Source organism: Arthrobacter sp. C152, assembly GCF_054890965.1.
The window spans coordinates 13,099-30,398 of record NZ_JBTZSU010000035.1; the positions used below are offsets into that span (position 1 = coordinate 13,099).

Below are 17,300 nucleotides of genomic sequence, written 5' to 3' on the forward strand. Positions count from 1 at the left end.
CACCATCCAGGGGACGCCTCAGCCGAGGAGCGCACTCCAGTCCACGGGGCCGGCGGGCGCTGGCTTGTCCTTGGGCGGTGCGGTCCTTCCCGTGCGGGGCTTCGGCTTGCCGGGCGCTTCCGGGGGTGGAATCGGCGGCCCCCACGGAAGGGCGAAGGCCGGGACAGGTTCGCCCAGCTGCACCCCGTGCGGCGGCACCACCAGGACACCGTCGGCAGACGCCAGTCCGCGCATCATGCCGGGACCCGTGTGCTGGGCCGGGGACGCCATCCCGAACAGCAGCCGGAACGGCATCAGCCGCGTGCGCCCGGGGTCGGGTTCGATCAGGGTTCCGCAGGGCACCTCCTGCACCGCCGGTATGGCCGCGTGTCCCAGTGCGGCGAGCAGCGGGCCGCCCACCGTGGACAGTGCCATCATGGCGGCGAGCGGGTTGCCGGGCAGCCCCAGCACGAAGCGCCCGTCCGGCAGTTCGGCCAGAACGGCGGGATGGCCTGGCCGCATGGCCACGCCGTCAATCAGCAGCCGGCCGCCCAGCTCGGCCACGGCACGCCTCAGGTGGTCCGTGCCGGAACGTCCGGTTCCGCCGGTGGTGATCACGACGTCGGCGGGCTGGCCGGGTGCGTCCGGCGCCTCGGGCACCACGTCTTCAAGCGCGGCGAGCCATTCCCCGTAGGAATCGCCGATCCTCTGGCTGCCGCCGGGTATGCCGCCCAGCATCGAGACGACGTCGGGAAGCTGCGGGCCGAAGGTGTCCCGGACCTGGCCCGGGGCGGGTGTGCCCTGTTCCACGACTTCGGCGCCGGTGAGGACCAGGCGCACCACGGGTTTGCCCTGGACGTACAGTTCGTCGTGTCCCGCCACGGCCGCCAGTGCCAGGTGGGCCGGGTTGAGGGCCACGCCGGCCTTGACCAGGACGTCGCCTTCCAGGGCTTCTTCCCCAGCCTTGCGGATGTGCTCGCCCGCCCGCGGTTCCCCGGGCCGGGCGCTGCCTCCGAGCATCAGGATGGGGAGCCCTTCATCATCCTTGCCCAGCAGGGCGCTCTCGGTACGGAGTACTGCCTTGGCTCCGGGCGGGATCAGGCCGCCCGTGGCGATGGGACTTCCCTGGTGCGGTGCCAGGCGTGTTCCGGGGTCCACCGGGATCCACGGCCCGCTTCCGTTGACTGCCCAGCCGTCCATGGCTGAGGAGGCATAGTGCGGCATGTCCTGCAGGGCGACGATGTCCCGGGCGAGCTTCCGGCCGAGGGCCTGCCGCAGGGGAACCGGGCCGGGAGGAATGGGCGTGGCGGCGTCGAACGCTGATTGCCTGGCCTCTGCCCAGCTGTGGGCAAGGTGGTGCGGGGTGTGCTGTTCAGTTGTGCCCGGGGGCGTCCCCGCGTCGCTGTGGGGTTCCTGCGTCATTCGCCGGGAGTCCCGGCGGCTTCAGCATCGTAGTCGGCGGCAAGGGAACGGGCCACGGCCAGGGCAGCATCCATGGCGGCGCTGTCCACTTCCCGTCCGGGGGCGGCCGCCTGGCCGGCGGCAAATCCGGCAATGAAGGTGGTCAGCGGCGCTGCCGGCCGGACCACGGAATGGGCGGCAACGCCGGCGAGGGCCAGGACAGCATTGATGTCCACCTGGACGTCCTCCAGCTTGTATGCCTGGAGCAGGGCCCTGCACCACTCTTCCAGTGTTTCGTCCTGGCTTTTCACGACTTGCCTCCCACGTTAGCTCCGCCCGCGCCGGTCCTGGTTTGCGCCCGGTTCCCGGCGGCAATCCCCAGTGCGGCAGCGTCGTCCCAGGTATCCACGTCGGAGGTGGCACCGGCGGGGACTGTGACAAGCTGCACGTCCAGACTAGCAAGAAGCGCCCGCACGGAGCCGTTGACCAGCGCATTCCGTTCGGCCAGCCGGCGCGCGGCTTTTCTTAACTCTGCCGTGCTATAAAGACCAGCCAACGGTTGGGCCCTTCCGTCCGGGCCGGCGGCCATCACAGCCGCCACGCCCGGTGAGGCCGGCAGGGCGGCGCGCAGGAGGGGGACCGCCTCGGAAACCAGCGGCATGTCGCACGCCAGGACCAGAGTCCAGGGCGCGGCAGCGCCGGCGCCGGCGAGGGCGTCCAGGCCGGCAGCGATGCCGGCGGCAGGGCCGGCAAAGACGGGCTCCTCCCGGCAGGCCAGCACCCCGGGCGGCAGGGTTCCGGCGGGAAACGAAGCGGCGTCACCCACCACCACGGTGCGGCCCGCACCGGATGCCGCGGCAAGCGCCCGCTCGAGAAGGGATGCGCCCTGGAACACCAGTGATTGCTTGGGCACCCCGCCCAGCCGCGAGGAACGGCCGCCGGCCAGGATTACGGCGTCAAAGTCAGAGCGGCTTTCTTCCACTCCCCCACTCTAGCCAGCACTGAAGGCCACAGGACACCGGCAAGGAACGCAGGATGCCGTCAGGCAGCCCGCTCCGGAAGGAGGAAGGGATCCCAGGCCGGGGTCGGCTTCTCCAACTCCTTGATCTGCCAGATGGTGCCATGGGGCGGTTCCGGGACAAACCGCAGCGCCCACCCCATCTCTGCCGGGGTGTGGTCACCCTTGACGTTGTTGCAGCGCAGGCACGCCGCCACCAGGTTCTCCCAGGAGTCGGCACCGCCACGGGACTTTGGGTGGACATGGTCGATGGTATGCGCGGCCTTTCCGCAATAGGCGCATTTGTGTCCATCGCGCCGAAGCACACCCCTGCGGCTCACGGCGGTGGAGTGGTTGTAGCGGGGCCGGATGTAGCGGTTGAGGAGGATCACGGACGGGCGGCCCAGAACATCCGTGGGGCCCACGACGGGGTCGTCCCCTTCGGCCACCACGCTCGCCTTGCCCGTGAGCACAAGCACCAGCGCCCGGCGGAAAGTAATAACCGCCAGCGGTTCATATCCAGCATTCAGAACGAGAGTGCGCATGCACTTACCTCTTCACGGCCGCACCCGTCAGGGGCACGAGGGCCGGCTGCCCTCGGCATGTCCGGGCTATGGATCGACACCACAAGAGTAAACAGAGAAATGCGATATCAGGTAATCGGCGCCACAGCCGGGGCCGGGAGTGCCCGGCCGCGCCCGGCGGGGACCCCTGCGGAACGGCAGCAATTAAAAGGCAAGGACCCCCGCCAAGAGGCGGGGGTCCTTGGGCGCCCTCGCGGCCGGATTAGGGCCGGACCGGCGCAGGGAGTGGCTAGCTGACGCGGATGAAGACGGGCCCGGATCCGACGTTCGCGCTGAAGACGACAGTCTGGTTGCCGTTGTAGCCGCCGTGGACGGCCATGCCGTTGCCTGCGTACACAGCGATGTGGGCCATGCCCGCGCCGCCGTCGGCGTAGTAGATCAGGTCACCGGGCTGCGCCTCGGCTGCGCTCACGGTGCGGCCCAGGGACAGGTAGCCGGCGGGCCAGTCGTGGAAGTGGATGCCGACGGCGGCCAGCGAGTTGGTGACCAGCATGGTGCAGTCCTGCATGACACCGAGCTGCGCGTAGGCGGCAGACAGGATGGCTGCGCCCTTGCCGCTGGCGGATGCCTGGGAAGCCGGGGCCACGGCGGTGGAGGCCGTCTTGGCGGTGACCTTGGGGGCGGCCGGAGCAGGGGCTGCTTCCTGGACCTCAACCTGGGGCTCGGGTTCGGCGACGGGAGCCGGCGTGGTGGTCACGGCGGGCTTCTCGTAGCTGATGGCGATGGTGGAGGCGGCCGAGATCGGGGCGTCCACAGCCGTTTCGACTTCCAGCGCGGAGGCGGGGGCGGAATCGCGCTTGACGTTGGCGTCGGCAGCATTGGCCGCGATACCGCTGGTCAGGACCAGGCCGGAAGCGGCTGCGATGACCGCGGCCTGGCGGCCCACGCCGCCGGCGTTGTCGCTGACAGCCTTGGCAATGACAGCGATTGAATTGGTCTTAGTGACCTCGGCGCGGTGCCGTGCGGTAGCACGAGTCGTCATCAGTTCTCTCTTTCGTTTTCCTCAGGACCGCTGTGGCATGTCCGAGGGGTGTGGACGCGCCGGCATCTTGGGGGTACGCCGGCGCATCCCGAACGGGGATTGGTGTTGAGCGAAAAGCTGGGGGCAAAAGAAAAAGTTCTTGGACCCGGGGGTCCGAAGAACTAGTTCATGGTGAAGAAGGAGGAGGAGCCGGTGGCTGCCACGGCGTGCAGCAAGGTTCCCTGGGAGGGGTTGAGGGCGCTGATCATCATGCCGTTGCCGACGTAGATGCCAACATGCGCGCCGCCGTTCTGCATGACAAGGTCACCCGGCTGGGGGGTGGAGGTCGGCTTCATCACGGTCCACGCGTTCGTGCGGGGGATGCTGATGCCGGCCTGCGCGTAGACCCACTGGGTGAAGCCGGAGCAGTCCCAGCCGGTGACGGGGCTGGTGCCGCCCCAAACGTAGGAGTGGCCGATGCCGGTGTAGGCGATGGCTGCGATGCCGGAGGTGGCTGCAGCGGAGATGGCCGCCCCCGCCTTGCCTGCGGTGGAGCCCTCGTCGCCGGCCGTGCGGTCAGCCGCGGTGGACTGGGTCCGGATGGTTTCCGCCTTGGGGGCAGCGGTGGTCTTCACCACGGGACGCTCGAAGGAAACCGTGGCGGTGGGGGCTGCAGTGACCGCGAGGGCGGTCTGCGAAGAGCCGGATTCGGTGGAGGCAGAGACGCCTGCCGTCGTGTCCGCTGCGGTGGCCGGCAGTCCCATGCTCAGGATGAGGCCGGAAGCGGCTGCCACAACGGCAGCCTGGCGGCCCACGGTCCCGGCGTTGGCACTAACGGCCTTGGACACTGCATCCAAGGGGTTGGTGCGAACCGTTTGCGCACGGTGGCGCGCAGAAGTGTGGCGTGAAGACACGAAGGTAGCCTCTCCCAATGCCTGCGAGGTGAGCTGTCGGATTCGGATGGGAGTCACCCGGCCACGTGCTTCCTGGGAAGCTCGCGACTTAACCCCAAGGCCTTCGACGTGAAGGCCAAAATTGGTTCCCCCGCCCCTGCCAGACGATGAAATGCGAACGGACCTTGAGCGGTGGCAGAGTTAGGCAATCCACTCAAGAGCGTCAACTTCGGAAAAGTTGACGCGAGTTAAACGCTACAGGAGTTTGGACCGAATGTCACATTCAGGTCACGGCGCGTTACCTGAAACTGAGAGCGGACGGTCATTTCACTCGCAAACATCGGGTCAGAGCCAGCCCATGGGGTCGACCACTTCGCCATTGACCTGCACCTCGAAGTGGAGATGGCAGCCGGTGGACGCGCCGGTGGTCCCGCTGAGGGCGACGACGTCGCCGCGGGACACAGTCTGGCCCACCTTGACATTGAACGAGGAGAGGTGGTTGTAGGTGGTCTCCAGGCCGTTGCCGTGATCAATCACCACGCGGTTTCCGCCGCCGAACTCGTGCCAGCCCGCGAAGGTCACGGTGCCGGTGGCGGCCGCAAGGACGGAAGTCCCGCATTGCGCCACGAAGTCCTGGCCGCGGTGGAAGTCGCCGGAGCCGCCGGTGATGGGGCTCACGCGGTACCCAAACGGCGAGGCGGTGGTGAGGGAGGCCAGGGGGGCCGCAAGGGTGCCGGCCGAGGCAGCGCGGCTGACCGAACCGGCGGACTGGGCACTCAAAAGCTGCTTCAGTTTCCCGTCCGGATCCGCCTGGGTCACCACGGCGGAGCGGCTGAAGTCGATCTGGGCGCCAACGTCCGCGGAAATCTGGGGGCTCACGGCGGAGGCCGCAACAGGCGTGCCGCCGGCCGGGCCGGTGGCCACGACGGGGCTGGTGGCCGGCATGGCGACCGTCAACGCGATGCCGCTGGCGGCAAGGGCGATGCCTGCCTTCTGTCCGATGCCACTCGCGGAGGCAAACTCGGTGACTTGCCGAAAGGGACCACGGCGCCGGCGCGCATCGCGGTGGAAATCACGGGGGCGCTCCGCTGCGAGAACCTCGACGACCCGGGGTGTCGAAGCGGGACCGGACGCGCGGCGGCGGCCCCGGGAGGTCTGCATGGTCAAGTGGGGTTCCTCTCTGGGTTAGCCTGCGGAGTTAGCTGTCGGATTCGGGTCAGAGAGATCAAAGACCCGGTCCGCCGTAAGCAAGCTTCCGCGCAGAGAGGTATCCATGGAGGATCCTTCACTGGAGAGGCTTGCTGCTGACGGACTTCACCCCAAGGCAGTCCCCCGCTGCCGGTTGTGGTTCCCCCGCCTCTGCCAGTAACGACTCGTACTCCTGATCCGCTGGCAGAGCTCGGCTCCGGATCAGGTAACGCTTAAGTATCAACGCTTGGTTCAACTATAGGGGCTTAAGACCCTAAGTAACAATTCCGTTATCTTTGCGTGATTGCACGCCCGTGGGGTAAGCGCAGGCCTATTTGACGGCAACGAAGACGTGCGCCGCAACTTCCGGCGGCAATTCCAGCGCGCCTTCGATTCCGGGCACGCGCACCGAAATGTAGTCACCCACGCGCTCGAGCGCCACGACGGCGCCGGGGCGGATTCCGCCTTCGTCCAGCTGGGCCAGAAGTTCCGGTTCCACTTGGATCGGCTCCGCAAGGCGGCTGATGGTCACGCCCGAACCGGGGCCGTAGCTTTTCATGGCTTCCAGCAGGCTGATGGCGCCGTCGGCAAAGCCGGGAGCAGGCCGGCCGCCGAGTTCGGCGAGGCCGGGAATCGGATTTCCGTACGGCGACTCGGTGGGATGGTCCAGCAGTTCGTAGATGCGGCGTTCCACGCGTTCGCTCATCACGTGTTCCCAGCGGCAGGCTTCATCGTGGACATACGCCCAGTCCAGCCCGATCACGTCGGCCAGCAGCCGCTCGGCCAGCCGATGCTTGCGCATCACTTCGGTGGCGCGCTTGCGCCCCGCTTCCGTGAGCTCGAGGTGCCGGTCGCCGGACACCACCACGAGGCCGTCGCGTTCCATCCTGCCAATGGTCTGGGAGACGGTGGGCCCGGAGTGGCGCAGCCGCTCGGCAATGCGGGCCCGGAGTGCGACGATGTTCTCTTCCTCGAGTTCCAGGATGGTCCGGAGGTACATCTCCGTAGTGTCGATCAGATCCGTCATCCAGCTCAGCTCCTCGAGCGCAGTACCTTGCGTTGTCCCACCGTATCGCCTCTTCCCGCGGTGTGGCCCGGAGGAAAGCTTAGCCTATTTTGACTTTGTCCGAATAGCCGGCCCCGGACGTCTCAGTGGCTGGACTATGACGGCGCCGGCTCCCGCCCTTACCGCTGTTCAGGCAGAATGGGGAGGGCCAAGTGCTGCCGTCCGGCAGCCACCAGCTGCCGGGGCCAGACCCCCGACCGAAGCAAAGTCACCGCCGAATTGGAGTACCTGTGAGCGAAACCAGCATCACGATTCCCGCCGACCTCCTGCCCAAGGATGGGCGCTTCGGGGCCGGCCCGTCAAAGGTCCGGCAGGAACAGATCGATGCGCTGGCCGCAGCGTCCAAGACGATCCTTGGCACCTCCCACCGGCAGGCACCGGTCAAGAACCTCGTGGGCTCTGTCCGCGAAGGCCTGGGCCAGTTCTTCCGCGCACCCGACGGCTATGAAGTGGTCCTCGGCGTGGGTGGCTCCACCGCGTTCTGGGACGTCGCGAGCTTCGGCCTGGTTGAGAAGAAAGCGCAGCACCTGTCCTTTGGCGAGTTCGGGTCCAAGTTCGCTTCGGCCACCAACAAGGCGCCGTTCCTGGACGCTTCTTCGATCATCAAGTCCGATCCCGGCACCCGGCCCGCAGCGCAGGCCGAAGCCGGTGTAGACGCCTACGCCTGGCCGCAGAACGAGACATCCACCGGTGTTTCCGCCCCGGTGAAGCGCGTGGACGGTGCGGATGAGGGTGCCCTGGTGCTGGTGGATGCCACCTCCGCGGCCGGTGGCCTGGATGTGGACGTCAGCGAGAGCGACGTCTACTACTTCGCCCCGCAGAAGAATTTCGCCTCCGACGGCGGCCTCTGGCTGGGCCTCTTCTCCCCCGCCGCCATCGAGCGTGCCGCGCGGATCAAGGAAAGCGGCCGCTGGATTCCGGATTTCCTGGACCTGCAGACCGCCATCGACAACTCCCGCCTGAACCAGACCTACAACACCCCGTCGCTGTCCACCCTGGTGACCCTGGATGCCCAGGTGCAGTGGCTGAACTCCAACGGCGGCCTGGACTTCGCCGCCGCCCGCACGGCCGATTCAGCCGGACGCATCTACACCTGGGCAGAGGCATCGGACTTTGCGACGCCGTTCGTTGCCAACCCGGATGAGCGCTCCAACGTCATCGCCACGATCGACTTCGACGATTCGGTTGATGCCGCCACCGTCGCCAAGGTCCTGCGCGCCAACGGCATCGTGGACACGGAGCCGTACCGCAAGCTGGGCCGCAACCAGCTGCGCATCGCCACCTTCGTGGCCATCGATCCGGACGACGTCTCGGCGCTGCTGTCCAGCATCGACTTCGTGGTGGGCGAACTGCGCAAGTAGCCCCGCGTTAATAGACGACGGCGCCGCCCGGGTCATCCCGGACGGCGCCGTTTCGTCTTGCCTGGCTAGGCCTCGGCTTCCGCCTGCGGGCCGTCGTCGTCTGCCGGCCCGTCGTCGTCTTTGTCAGTTTCCGGGGCATCTTCGGCAGCCGGGGCAGCGACGTCAGCGGCCGGTTCCGAAGCCTCCACCGTCCCCGGGGTGCCGGCTTCGGATTCAGGCTCCTGCTCCGGCTCCTGTGCGTCCTCGGGCCGGACGCGCTCCGCCCACGGCACCCATTCGGGGGCCAGGATCGAGTCCTCGGAGGGCAGCAGCCCCAGCTCGTTGACCGTGACCACCTTGGAGCGGGAGTTGCGGGTCAACACGGCATACCATTGCCAGCCCGCGTATCCCGGAAGCCGCGACTCGAACAGGTGCGTCACCAGGCGGTCGCCTTCGCTCTTGGCTGCCAGGTGCGGGCCGATGGTGGCGGCGGGGGTGATGCCCTCTATCGCGGTCCGGGCGGCGTCCACGGCGGCGGCCAGGAAGGCATCAGGCTTTCCGGTACGCCAGACAGGCACACCGGCCTTGCGCTTGGCGGCAGCCTTGGCCGGTGCCTTGGCAGCCTGGCCCTGCACGGGTGCGCCCGGCAGATCAGCTTCGGGGTTCATAGGCGGCTAAACGTCCAGCTCGTCGGCAACCTTGCGCAGTGCGGCCGCGATTGCCTTGCCCTTGTTCCCGTCCGGGTACTTGCCCTTGGACAGGGTCCCGGACAGGTTGTCCAGGACGCTCACCAGGTCCTGCACCAGCGGCGCGAGGTCCCGTGCTGCCGGACGTTTCGCCTTGGCGATGGACGGCGTCTTGTCCAGGACGCGCAGCCCCAGGGCCTGGGCGCCCTTGCGTCCGTCAGCCACGCCGAATTCGACGCGCGTGCCGGCCTTGAGCTCAGTTACGCCCTCGGGCAGCGATGACTTGGGCAGGAATACCTCCTGGCCATCCTCGCCCGCGAGGAACCCAAATCCTTTGTCCTTGTCATACCACTTGACCTTGCCGGTAGGCACGTAATCAACCTTCTTCGTTCTGCTGTCTTGAGACACGGCCAGCTGCCACCGCGTCCGCCCTGTTGTGCGGGTTCAAGGTATGGCAACTGCAAACCGTGTTGGTCTGTATCCTTCAAGGTTACCTGCCGGGTGGCCCAATCACGCGTACGGCGGCCCTGTTCACCGTCGACTGGACAGTTCAGCCTTGGACTGGCCTGCGCTGTACCGTTACGTCCATGACTCTCTCACGATACCGGCGGCCGCTGACGATCCTCGCAGCCGTGATTGCCGTGCTTTCCCTCGCAGCCGTGGGAGCGGTCATGGCTTGTGCCTTCGCCGGGGCAGTCGCTCCCACCTGGGTCACCTATGGTGCACTGTACGGCCTGCCCGCAGCATTCGTCCTGATGCTCCTGCTGGTCCTGGACGGAGTCGCCGCCCGGCGCAGGGCGGGAAAGCCACAGCGGCGGTAACGTTGGACTGATGTCCCTTATACGTGCGCTTGGCAAGGACCTGGAGGCACGCAGCGACGATTCGTTGCGGGCGCTGTTCGCCGCGCGGCCGGACCTGATCTCCCCCGCCGTCCCGGACTTCCCGGCCCTGGCCGCACGGGCCAGCTCCCGCGTCAGCGTGCAGCGGGCGCTGGAGCGGCTCAACCGGCCACAAATGCAGGTCCTGGAAACGCTCCACCTGTGCACGAACACGGACACCGGTCACAGCGCCTCGGCAGAGGGCCTGTGCAGGCAGATCAAAGACTCGTCCGTCGCCATCATCGGGCAGCTCCTGGCTTCCCTGCAGGAGCTCGCGCTGGTGCACCCCGCCACTCCCCCGCACGGCACACCACCCGCGGAGGGACATAGCTACTACCTCCCGGTCGGGTGCCTCAAGGACGTCGTGGGGATCTACCCGGCCGGCCTCGGCCGCAGCTACACCGAACTGGTCCGGCTCCAGCCCGCCTTCGCCCAGCGGGCCGTGCAGCTGGTCACCGAGCTGCACGCCAGCGGCACCGCGATCCAGGACGCCACCACCCCCATGGACGCGGCCCTGGCACTGCAGCACTGGACCTCCTCGCCGGAGGCCTTGCACGCCATCCTCGCCACTGCACCGGAACGGACGACGGCGCTGCTCGCCAGGTTCCGGAACTGGGCCATGGGTGCCGTCCCCCAGGCGCAACGGAAGGCCTCCGTCACGACCGAAGGGCCCGACGTCGGGCCTGTTGACTGGCTCCTGGCGCGCGGTTTGCTGGTCCCGCTGGACGCCGCCCATGTCGAACTGCCGCACAGCGTGGGGCTTGCCCTGCGCGGTGGGGCCATCATCAACGACTTCACGCTCGAGCCCCCGGTCCCTGAACTCGGCAGGACCACGGCCGCTCTGCGCCGGAACGCCGCCCTGAGCGCCATTTCGGAAACCCTCCGGCTGGTGGCCGAACTGCTGCACGCCGTCCGGGACCAGCCGCTGGGGACGCTGCGCAGCGGCGGCGTGGGGGTCCGGGAGATGCGGCGCCTGTCCGAACTGCTTCGGATCGACCAGGGACGGGCCGGGCGGTTACTGGAACTGTGCGGCCTCGCCGGACTGATCCGCCTTGACGTCGATTCGTCATCGTGGGTCCAGCCTCCGGAGCTGGAATGGCTCAGCCTCCCCCGGCAGGAGCAGTGGCTGTGGCTGGTCAACGCGTGGCTGGCCAGCGAGCGGGTCCCGTCGCTGGTTGGCCAGCCGGTAAATGCCTCCCCCGGATCGCCGGCGGCACGCTCGGCGTCAGGGAGCACCATCGCCGCGCTGTCCGCCGGCGCGCAGCGGCCGGACGCCCCCGTGGTGCGCAAGCGCATCCTTGAGATCCTGCACGAGCTCACCGCCGAAGCGTCCGCCGCAGACGGCGCCGCGCCCGTCCTCGACGCCGCCGCGGTCCTCCAGCGGGCGGAGTGGTCCCAGCCGCGGATGGCCAGGCGGTTCAGCTCCCTGATCCGGGGCGTCCTCGCCGAGGCGGAGATGCTGGGGCTGGTGGGTTCGGGGGCACTGAGCCAGCTGGGCAGCGCCGTCGCCGAAGACGAGCCCGATACTGCCCTCGCCATCCTGGGCGAGCACCTGCCGGCGGCGTTGAACCATGTGCTGCTGCAGGCTGACCTGACTGCCGTGGCCCCTGGCTACCTGGCGCCGGCGCTGACCGGGAAGCTCCTGGTGATGGCCGACGCCGAGGGCCAGGGACCGGCCGCCATCTACCGGTTCTCCGCTGCCTCAATCAAGCGGGCGCTCGACGCCGGCTACGACGCCGCGGCCCTGCTGGACTTCCTGCGCGAGCATTCAGCCACCGCCGTGCCCCAGCCGCTCGAATACCTCGTGGCGGATACCGCTTCACGGCACGGCAGGCTGCGCGTGGGCCAGACGGCCAGCTTTATCCAGAGCGAGGACGAAGCGGCGCTGCAGGAGCTGCTGGGCGGCCCGATAGCCGCCGAACTTGGCCTCGTCCGGCTCGCGCCCACCGTATTGGCGTCGACGGCGGCGCCCCGGGAAACAGCCGCAGCCCTTAAGCGGCTGGGACTGTCACCGTCCGTGGACGGGGCCGAACCGGCGGTTCACGTCCGGCGGCTCGCCGCGCCCCAGGACACCATCCGCCCCGTCTATACGGCCCCGCGGATGGCGCCCGGGGCTGAGGAAGTGGATGCCCAACTGGAGGTCCTGCGCAGGGCCGGCTCCGCCGGCGGACACCACCCTGCAGCCGTATCCGGCGGTGAGGCAGCCACGCAACTGGGGCTTGAGGCGCTGCAGCGCGCCATCCGGCTGAAGCAGCGGATCAGCATGAACGTGGTGGACAGCCTGGGGAATGCCACCCTGGAAGTTGTTGTTCCGCTATCAGTCAGCGGCGGCCGCGTCCGCGTGTTCGATCCTGCGAAGGAAACCGAACGCGTCCTGTCCGTCCACCGCATCATCGATATCGAGGCCGCAGAGGAACTGCGCCAGTGAAGGACTCCCCCGCGTGAACGACGGACCACTGATCGTCCAAAGCGACAAAACCATCCTCCTCGAAGTGGACCATGAACTGGCCACGGAGGCGCGGCACGCCATCGCGCCCTTTGCCGAGCTCGAGCGGGCGCCGGAACACATGCACAGCTACCGGCTGACCCCCTTGGGACTGTGGAACGCCCGGGCCGCGGGGCTGGACGCCGAGAAGGTCCTGGACGCGCTGCTGAAATACTCCCGTTTCCCGGTTCCGCACTCGCTGCTGATCGACGTCGAGGAAACCATGTCCCGGTACGGCCGGCTGCGCCTTGAAAAGGATCCCCGCCACGGCCTGGTCATGCGGACCGATGACTACCCCGTGCTGGAGGAGGTCATCCGGGCCAAGAAGATCGCCCCGCTGCTCGGGCCGCGGATCGACGGCGAGACCGTGGTGGTGCACGCATCCCAGCGCGGGCAGCTGAAGCAGTTGCTGCTTAAGCTCGGCTGGCCGGCGGAGGACCTGGCCGGCTACGTGGATGGCACCCCGCACCTGATCTCCCTCAATGAGGACGGCTGGCAACTGCGGCCGTACCAGCGCCTGGCCAGTGAAAACTTCTGGGCGGGCGGCAGCGGAGTGGTGGTGCTGCCGTGCGGTGCGGGCAAGACCCTCGTGGGGGCCGCGGCCATGGCCACCGGCTCCACCACCACCCTGATCCTGGTCACGAACACTGTGGCCGCCCGGCAGTGGAAGGACGAGCTGCTGCGGCGCACCTCCCTCACCGAGGACGAGGTGGGCGAATACTCGGGTGCGCTCAAGGAGGTGCGGCCGGTGACAATCGCCACCTACCAGGTCCTCACCACCAGGCGCGGCGGCATCTACCCGCATCTGGAGCTGGTGGACGGCCACGACTGGGGCCTGATCATCTACGACGAGGTGCATCTGCTGCCGGCCCCGATCTTCCGGATGACCGCCGACCTGCAGGCCCGCCGCCGCCTGGGCCTGACCGCCACCCTGGTCCGGGAGGACGGGCGCGAAGGCGAGGTGTTCAGCCTGATCGGCCCCAAGCGCTACGACGCGCCATGGAAGGACATCGAAGCCCAGGGGTACATCGCCCCGGCCGACTGCGTCGAAGTGCGCGTGGACCTGCCCAAGGATGAGCGGGTGGCCTACGCCATGGCAGAAGACGCGGACAAGTACCGGTTGTGCGCCTCCTCCGAGTCGAAGACACGGGTGGTCGAACAGCTCGTGGCGCAGCATGCGGGTGAACAGTTGCTGGTGATTGGCCAGTACATCGACCAGCTGGACGAGCTCGGCGAGCGCCTGGATGCGCCGGTGATCAAAGGCGACACCTCCGTCAAGCAACGGCAGAAGCTCTTCGACGCCTTCCGGGCCGGCGATCTCCAGACCCTTGTGGTGTCGAAGGTGGCCAACTTCTCCATCGACCTTCCCGAGGCGTCGGTGGCCATCCAGGTCTCGGGCTCCTTCGGCTCACGCCAGGAGGAGGCGCAGCGGCTGGGCCGGCTCCTGCGGCCGAAGAAGGACGGCAGGGCCGCGCGCTTCTACTCCCTCGTGGCGCGGGACACCCTGGACCAGGACTTCGCGGCGAAGCGCCAGCGTTTCCTGGCCGAGCAGGGATACGCCTACCGGATCATGGACGCCAAGGACGTGCCCGCGGCGTAGGACCGGCACCTGGAGAGGAGCCAGTAGGCCATGCGAACTCGAATCATCCCGGCCGTCCCGGGTCCCGGCCAGGAATCGGTGTGGGACTACCCCCGCCCGCCCCGGGTGGAACCTTCCACCGAACGGATCCGCATCGTGCTCGGCGGTGAGGTCGTCCTTGACACCACCGATGCCCTGCGCGTCCTGGAGACCAGCCATCCTCCCGTGTACTACTTTCCACGTTCGGCATTCAGTCCCGGCACCCTGGAAGCGGCCCCGGGCAGCAGCTACTGCGAGTTCAAGGGGGCGGCGCGCTACCTGACGGTGCGCGGCGGCGGCACGGCCGCCGAAGGGGCCGCCTGGTACTACCCCGAACCGGCACCCGGGTATGAATCCCTGGAAGGCCTGGTTGCCGTCTACCCCGGCAGGATGGACTACTGCGAAGTGGATGGCGAAGTTGTACGGCCCCAGGCCGGCGGCTTCTACGGCGGCTGGATCACGAGCCGCGTTGCCGGTCCCTTCAAGGGTGGGCCGGGGACCATGGGCTGGTAGGAACCTGGCCCACCACGCCCATGCGAAAGCTCCTGTTTCCTTTCATGGAACATCCAGACAACTCCCAGTGTCTGGGAGCATGATGGGAACATGAAGAAGAACGGCCCAGAAGCGAAGCTCCTCGTTGTGGACGACGAACCCAATATCCGTGAGCTGCTCTCCACCTCCCTGCGGTTCGCCGGATTCGAAGTGGTCTCCGCGGCAAACGGCCGCGACGCCCTTGCTGCCGCCGACACCCACACTCCCGACCTGGCCGTGCTGGACGTCATGCTTCCGGACATGGACGGTTTCACGGTGACGCGCCGGCTCCGCGCGTCCGGCAAGCACTTCCCTGTCCTGTTCCTCACCGCCAAGGACGACACCGAGGACAAGGTCACCGGCCTGACCGTCGGCGGCGACGACTACGTGACCAAGCCGTTCAGCCTGGACGAGGTGGTGGCCCGGATCCGGGCAGTGCTGCGCCGGACGCAGCCGCTGCTCGATGACGACGACGCCATTATCCGGGTGGACGACCTGGAGCTCGACGACGACGCCCACGAGGTGCGCCGCGGCGGCACGGTCATCGAGCTGTCCCCCACGGAGTTCAAGCTCCTGCGCTACCTCATGCTCAACCCCAACCGGGTCCTGTCCAAATCCCAGATCCTGGACCACGTCTGGGAGTACAACTTCAATGGGGATGCCTCCATCGTCGAGTCGTACATCTCGTACCTGCGGCGGAAGGTGGACATCGATCCTGCCGCCCCTGCCCTGATCCAGACCAAGCGGGGCGTCGGCTACGTGCTCCGGACGGCAGAAAAGCGCTGACCTTGCTCAAGCGGTGGAAGGCGGCCTCACTCCGGTCGCAGCTGGTGGCCATGATCATGGGGCTGCTGATCGTGGCACTGACGGTGACCGGCGCCGGAACGCTGACCCTGCTGCACAGCTACCTGCAGGCACAGGTGGATGACAAGCTCAACGCCGCGGTGGAATCCGCCAAGAAGCAGCGCTCGTTCACGCAGCTGCAGGCCCCCAACCCCACCGTTCCCACCGACTATTCGTTGATCCTCTTCGCCCCCGGGGAGGAACCGTACCCGTTCGGCGGGAACCCGGACATCCATCCCGACATCAGCTCCATCAGCGTGGAGCAGGCCCAGGCGCGCGGGGCTGTCCCCTACCAGGTCCGCGGAACGGACGGCGAAAACTGGCGGGTTGTGGCGGTGACGGTCCAGAACGGCCAGAGTACCGCCGTCGTGGTCATCGGCCTGTCCCTCGAGAGCGTCGACGACGTCCTCCAGCATGCCACCCTGGTGGTCACCGGGGTGGGGCTGCTGACGCTTCTGCTGGCCTCGCTCATCGCCAGCTGGACTGTTTCCCGGGCCTTCCGGCCCCTGGCCAGGGTGGAGAAGACCGCCGCCGCCATCGCCGCCGGGGACCTGTCCCGCCGCGTGGAGCTCGAGAACCCGGCGACTGAGCTCGGCCGGCTCAGCAGTTCGCTGAACGCCATGCTGGCCCATATCGAGACCGCCTTCGCTGCCCGTACGGCCTCCGAATCGAGGATGCGCCGGTTTGCCGCCGACGCGTCCCATGAGCTGCGGACGCCCCTGGTGACCATCCGTGGCTTCTCCGAGCTTTACCGGCACGGTGCGCTGACCACCGATGAGGACGTGGCCACGGCCATGGGCCGGATCGAAAGCGAAGCCAAGCGCATGGGTTCCATGGTTGAGGACCTGCTCCTGCTGGCCCGGCTTGATGAACAGCGGCCGCTGCAGCAGAAGCCGGTGGACCTCCAGTTGCTGGCCCACGACGCGGTCGTGGACACCCAGGCCAGCGACCGTTCCCGGACCATCTCACTGACAGGGCTCGACGGCGGCCCGGCGGCGCCCGCGCCCGTGCTGGGCGACGAAGCGAAACTGCGCCAGGTGGTGGGCAACCTCGTCGGCAACGCGCTGCGCTACACCCCCGAAGGCAGCCCCATCGAAGTGGCCGTCGGCGTCCGGGAAACGGACGGGACGCCGAGGTCTGTCATCGAGGTCCGCGACCACGGACCGGGAATCTCCGAAGAGGACGCCTCAAAGGTCTTCGAGCGTTTCTACCGGGCGGACACCTCCCGCACGCGCGAAACGGGAGGCAGCGGCCTGGGACTCGCCATCGTGGCTGCGATCGTGGGTTCCCACGGCGGGTCGGTGCGGGTGGAGAAGACCGACGGCGGCGGAGCGACGCTGGTGGTCAGCCTTCCGCAGCGTGACGAGGCACCACCGCCCGGCGAAAAGGCACAGGAAACAACGGTCATCGACGCCGGACAGGACGCCGAAGGCAGCGGGAAGGTTTTCCACATATAGCTTCCCGCCGTGGCACCCCGCCCCGGCCGCTCCATAGGCTCATGGCAGCAACCCGGATCCGCCGGGCCGGAAACCGGCACCACCACCGTATCGAAAGGCAGCGCCATGAGCATCATTTCCGTCGACACCGAACTCCTGCAGCTCAAGTCCGCCAACGTCCAGGCGACAGTGGACAGGATCAGCGCAGACGTCCAGGCCATGAAGTACGGCCTGGACGAGCTGCAGGGCTCCTGGCGGGGATCGGCAGCCACCAACTTCCAGGCACTCATCGCCGAGTGGACCATGACGCAAAGCCGGGTGGAGGCATCCCTGGCATCGATCAACGCTGCGCTGGCATCCGCCGCCGCCACCTACGCCCAAGCCGAGCTGGGCAACACGCAGCGCTTCAGCTAG

18 protein-coding genes and 2 riboswitches are annotated in these 17,300 nt (G+C 68.0%); of the genes, 8 read left to right on the forward strand and 10 right to left on the reverse strand.

Going from position 1 to position 17,300, the window contains the following annotated elements:
* Positions 1 to 18: 18 nt before the first annotated feature.
* The 8 genes from ACYSM9_RS18135 to ACYSM9_RS18170 all read right to left on the reverse strand — a co-directional run bounded on the left by ACYSM9_RS18135 (position 19) and on the right by ACYSM9_RS18170 (position 7,030).
* Entirely contained in the window at positions 19 to 1,401 is a 1,383-nt protein-coding gene (locus ACYSM9_RS18135; protein ID WP_461858346.1) for a molybdopterin molybdotransferase MoeA, read from the reverse strand.
* Entirely contained in the window at positions 1,398 to 1,691 is a 294-nt protein-coding gene (locus tag ACYSM9_RS18140; protein ID WP_461858347.1) for a DUF6457 domain-containing protein, read from the reverse strand. Before ACYSM9_RS18140 ends, ACYSM9_RS18135 begins: the two co-directional genes overlap by 4 nt.
* Positions 1,688 to 2,362 carry a molybdenum cofactor guanylyltransferase gene (gene mobA, locus ACYSM9_RS18145; RefSeq protein ID WP_461858348.1) on the reverse strand — a complete coding sequence of 225 codons (675 nt, stop codon included), beginning with the start codon at positions 2,360 to 2,362 and terminating at the stop codon, positions 1,688 to 1,690. Before mobA ends, ACYSM9_RS18140 begins: the two co-directional genes overlap by 4 nt.
* 59 nt (positions 2,363 to 2,421) lie before the next feature.
* On the reverse strand, positions 2,422 to 2,922 hold the full coding sequence (locus ACYSM9_RS18150; RefSeq protein WP_461858349.1) for an HNH endonuclease: 501 nt from the start codon (positions 2,920 to 2,922) through the stop codon (positions 2,422 to 2,424).
* 268 nt (positions 2,923 to 3,190) lie between these two features.
* Positions 3,191 to 3,943: an NlpC/P60 family protein gene (locus ACYSM9_RS18155; RefSeq protein ID WP_461858350.1), complete on the reverse strand. Its 753-nt coding sequence runs from the start codon at positions 3,941 to 3,943 to the stop codon at positions 3,191 to 3,193.
* Between the two features lie 161 nt (positions 3,944 to 4,104).
* Positions 4,105 to 4,770 carry a C40 family peptidase gene (locus ACYSM9_RS18160; RefSeq protein WP_461858351.1) on the reverse strand — a complete coding sequence of 222 codons (666 nt, stop codon included), beginning with the start codon at positions 4,768 to 4,770 and terminating at the stop codon, positions 4,105 to 4,107.
* A 70-nt stretch (positions 4,771 to 4,840) separates the two neighbouring features.
* Positions 4,841 to 5,017: riboswitch (cyclic di-AMP (ydaO/yuaA leader) on the reverse strand.
* 143 nt (positions 5,018 to 5,160) lie between these two features.
* The gene (locus ACYSM9_RS18165) at positions 5,161 to 5,976 is read right to left on the reverse strand and encodes a M23 family metallopeptidase (RefSeq protein WP_461858376.1); all 816 of its coding nucleotides are present in this window, start codon (positions 5,974 to 5,976) and stop codon (positions 5,161 to 5,163) included.
* Between the two features lie 10 nt (positions 5,977 to 5,986).
* Positions 5,987 to 6,199, reverse strand: a riboswitch (cyclic di-AMP (ydaO/yuaA leader).
* A 135-nt stretch (positions 6,200 to 6,334) separates the two neighbouring features.
* Positions 6,335 to 7,030 (reverse strand): metal-dependent transcriptional regulator, encoded by a 696-nt coding sequence (locus tag ACYSM9_RS18170; RefSeq protein ID WP_461858352.1) that lies wholly within the window; start codon positions 7,028 to 7,030, stop codon positions 6,335 to 6,337.
* 269 nt (positions 7,031 to 7,299) lie between these two features.
* Between ACYSM9_RS18170 and serC the strand changes: the two genes are divergently transcribed.
* Positions 7,300 to 8,430 carry a phosphoserine transaminase gene (serC, locus tag ACYSM9_RS18175; RefSeq protein ID WP_461858353.1) on the forward strand — a complete coding sequence of 377 codons (1,131 nt, stop codon included), beginning with the start codon at positions 7,300 to 7,302 and terminating at the stop codon, positions 8,428 to 8,430.
* A 65-nt stretch (positions 8,431 to 8,495) separates the two neighbouring features.
* Here serC and ACYSM9_RS18180 read toward each other — a convergent pair whose 3' ends face one another.
* On the reverse strand, positions 8,496 to 9,077 hold the full coding sequence (locus ACYSM9_RS18180) for a DUF3027 domain-containing protein (protein WP_461858354.1): 582 nt from the start codon (positions 9,075 to 9,077) through the stop codon (positions 8,496 to 8,498).
* Positions 9,078 to 9,083: 6 nt separating this feature from the next.
* On the reverse strand, positions 9,084 to 9,467 hold the full coding sequence (locus tag ACYSM9_RS18185; RefSeq protein ID WP_461858355.1) for a cold-shock protein: 384 nt from the start codon (positions 9,465 to 9,467) through the stop codon (positions 9,084 to 9,086).
* A 215-nt stretch (positions 9,468 to 9,682) separates the two neighbouring features.
* Here ACYSM9_RS18185 and ACYSM9_RS18190 point away from each other — a divergent pair, with 215 nt between their 5' ends.
* The 7 genes from ACYSM9_RS18190 (at position 9,683) to ACYSM9_RS18220 (ending at position 17,300) form a co-directional block, all read left to right on the forward strand.
* Positions 9,683 to 9,916, forward strand: a complete 234-nt coding sequence (locus tag ACYSM9_RS18190; protein ID WP_461858356.1) for a hypothetical protein — start codon at positions 9,683 to 9,685, stop codon at positions 9,914 to 9,916.
* A 10-nt stretch (positions 9,917 to 9,926) separates the two neighbouring features.
* Positions 9,927 to 12,401, forward strand: coding sequence for a helicase-associated domain-containing protein (locus ACYSM9_RS18195; protein ID WP_461858357.1), 2,475 nt, complete (start codon positions 9,927 to 9,929; stop codon positions 12,399 to 12,401).
* Between the two features lie 13 nt (positions 12,402 to 12,414).
* On the forward strand, positions 12,415 to 14,058 hold the full coding sequence (locus tag ACYSM9_RS18200; RefSeq protein WP_461858358.1) for a DNA repair helicase XPB: 1,644 nt from the start codon (positions 12,415 to 12,417) through the stop codon (positions 14,056 to 14,058).
* Positions 14,059 to 14,088: 30 nt separating this feature from the next.
* On the forward strand, positions 14,089 to 14,589 hold the full coding sequence (locus tag ACYSM9_RS18205; protein ID WP_461858359.1) for a DUF427 domain-containing protein: 501 nt from the start codon (positions 14,089 to 14,091) through the stop codon (positions 14,587 to 14,589).
* 90 nt (positions 14,590 to 14,679) lie between these two features.
* A complete protein-coding gene (locus ACYSM9_RS18210) occupies positions 14,680 to 15,393 on the forward strand; it encodes a response regulator transcription factor (protein WP_461858360.1) in 714 nt (237 codons plus the stop codon).
* A 2-nt stretch (positions 15,394 to 15,395) separates the two neighbouring features.
* Positions 15,396 to 16,907, forward strand: coding sequence for a sensor histidine kinase (locus ACYSM9_RS18215; RefSeq protein ID WP_461858361.1), 1,512 nt, complete (start codon positions 15,396 to 15,398; stop codon positions 16,905 to 16,907).
* A 105-nt stretch (positions 16,908 to 17,012) separates the two neighbouring features.
* Entirely contained in the window at positions 17,013 to 17,300 is a 288-nt protein-coding gene (locus tag ACYSM9_RS18220) for a WXG100 family type VII secretion target (protein WP_461858362.1), read from the forward strand.

Coding starts and splice junctions, on each gene's coding strand:
- ACYSM9_RS18170 (WP_461858352.1), bottom strand. CDS start 7,030: ATGACGGATCTGATCGACACTACGGAGATGTACCTCCGGACCATCCTG.
- ACYSM9_RS18180 (WP_461858354.1), bottom strand. CDS start 9,077: ATGAACCCCGAAGCTGATCTGCCGGGCGCACCCGTGCAGGGCCAGGCT.
- ACYSM9_RS18190 (WP_461858356.1), top strand. CDS start 9,683: ATGACTCTCTCACGATACCGGCGGCCGCTGACGATCCTCGCAGCCGTG.
- ACYSM9_RS18150 (WP_461858349.1), bottom strand. CDS start 2,922: ATGCGCACTCTCGTTCTGAATGCTGGATATGAACCGCTGGCGGTTATT.
- ACYSM9_RS18195 (WP_461858357.1), top strand. CDS start 9,927: ATGTCCCTTATACGTGCGCTTGGCAAGGACCTGGAGGCACGCAGCGAC.
- ACYSM9_RS18155 (WP_461858350.1), bottom strand. CDS start 3,943: ATGACGACTCGTGCTACCGCACGGCACCGCGCCGAGGTCACTAAGACC.
- ACYSM9_RS18210 (WP_461858360.1), top strand. CDS start 14,680: ATGAAGAAGAACGGCCCAGAAGCGAAGCTCCTCGTTGTGGACGACGAA.
- ACYSM9_RS18205 (WP_461858359.1), top strand. CDS start 14,089: ATGCGAACTCGAATCATCCCGGCCGTCCCGGGTCCCGGCCAGGAATCG.
- ACYSM9_RS18135 (WP_461858346.1), bottom strand. CDS start 1,401: ATGACGCAGGAACCCCACAGCGACGCGGGGACGCCCCCGGGCACAACT.
- ACYSM9_RS18220 (WP_461858362.1), top strand. CDS start 17,013: ATGAGCATCATTTCCGTCGACACCGAACTCCTGCAGCTCAAGTCCGCC.
- ACYSM9_RS18165 (WP_461858376.1), bottom strand. CDS start 5,976: ATGCAGACCTCCCGGGGCCGCCGCCGCGCGTCCGGTCCCGCTTCGACA.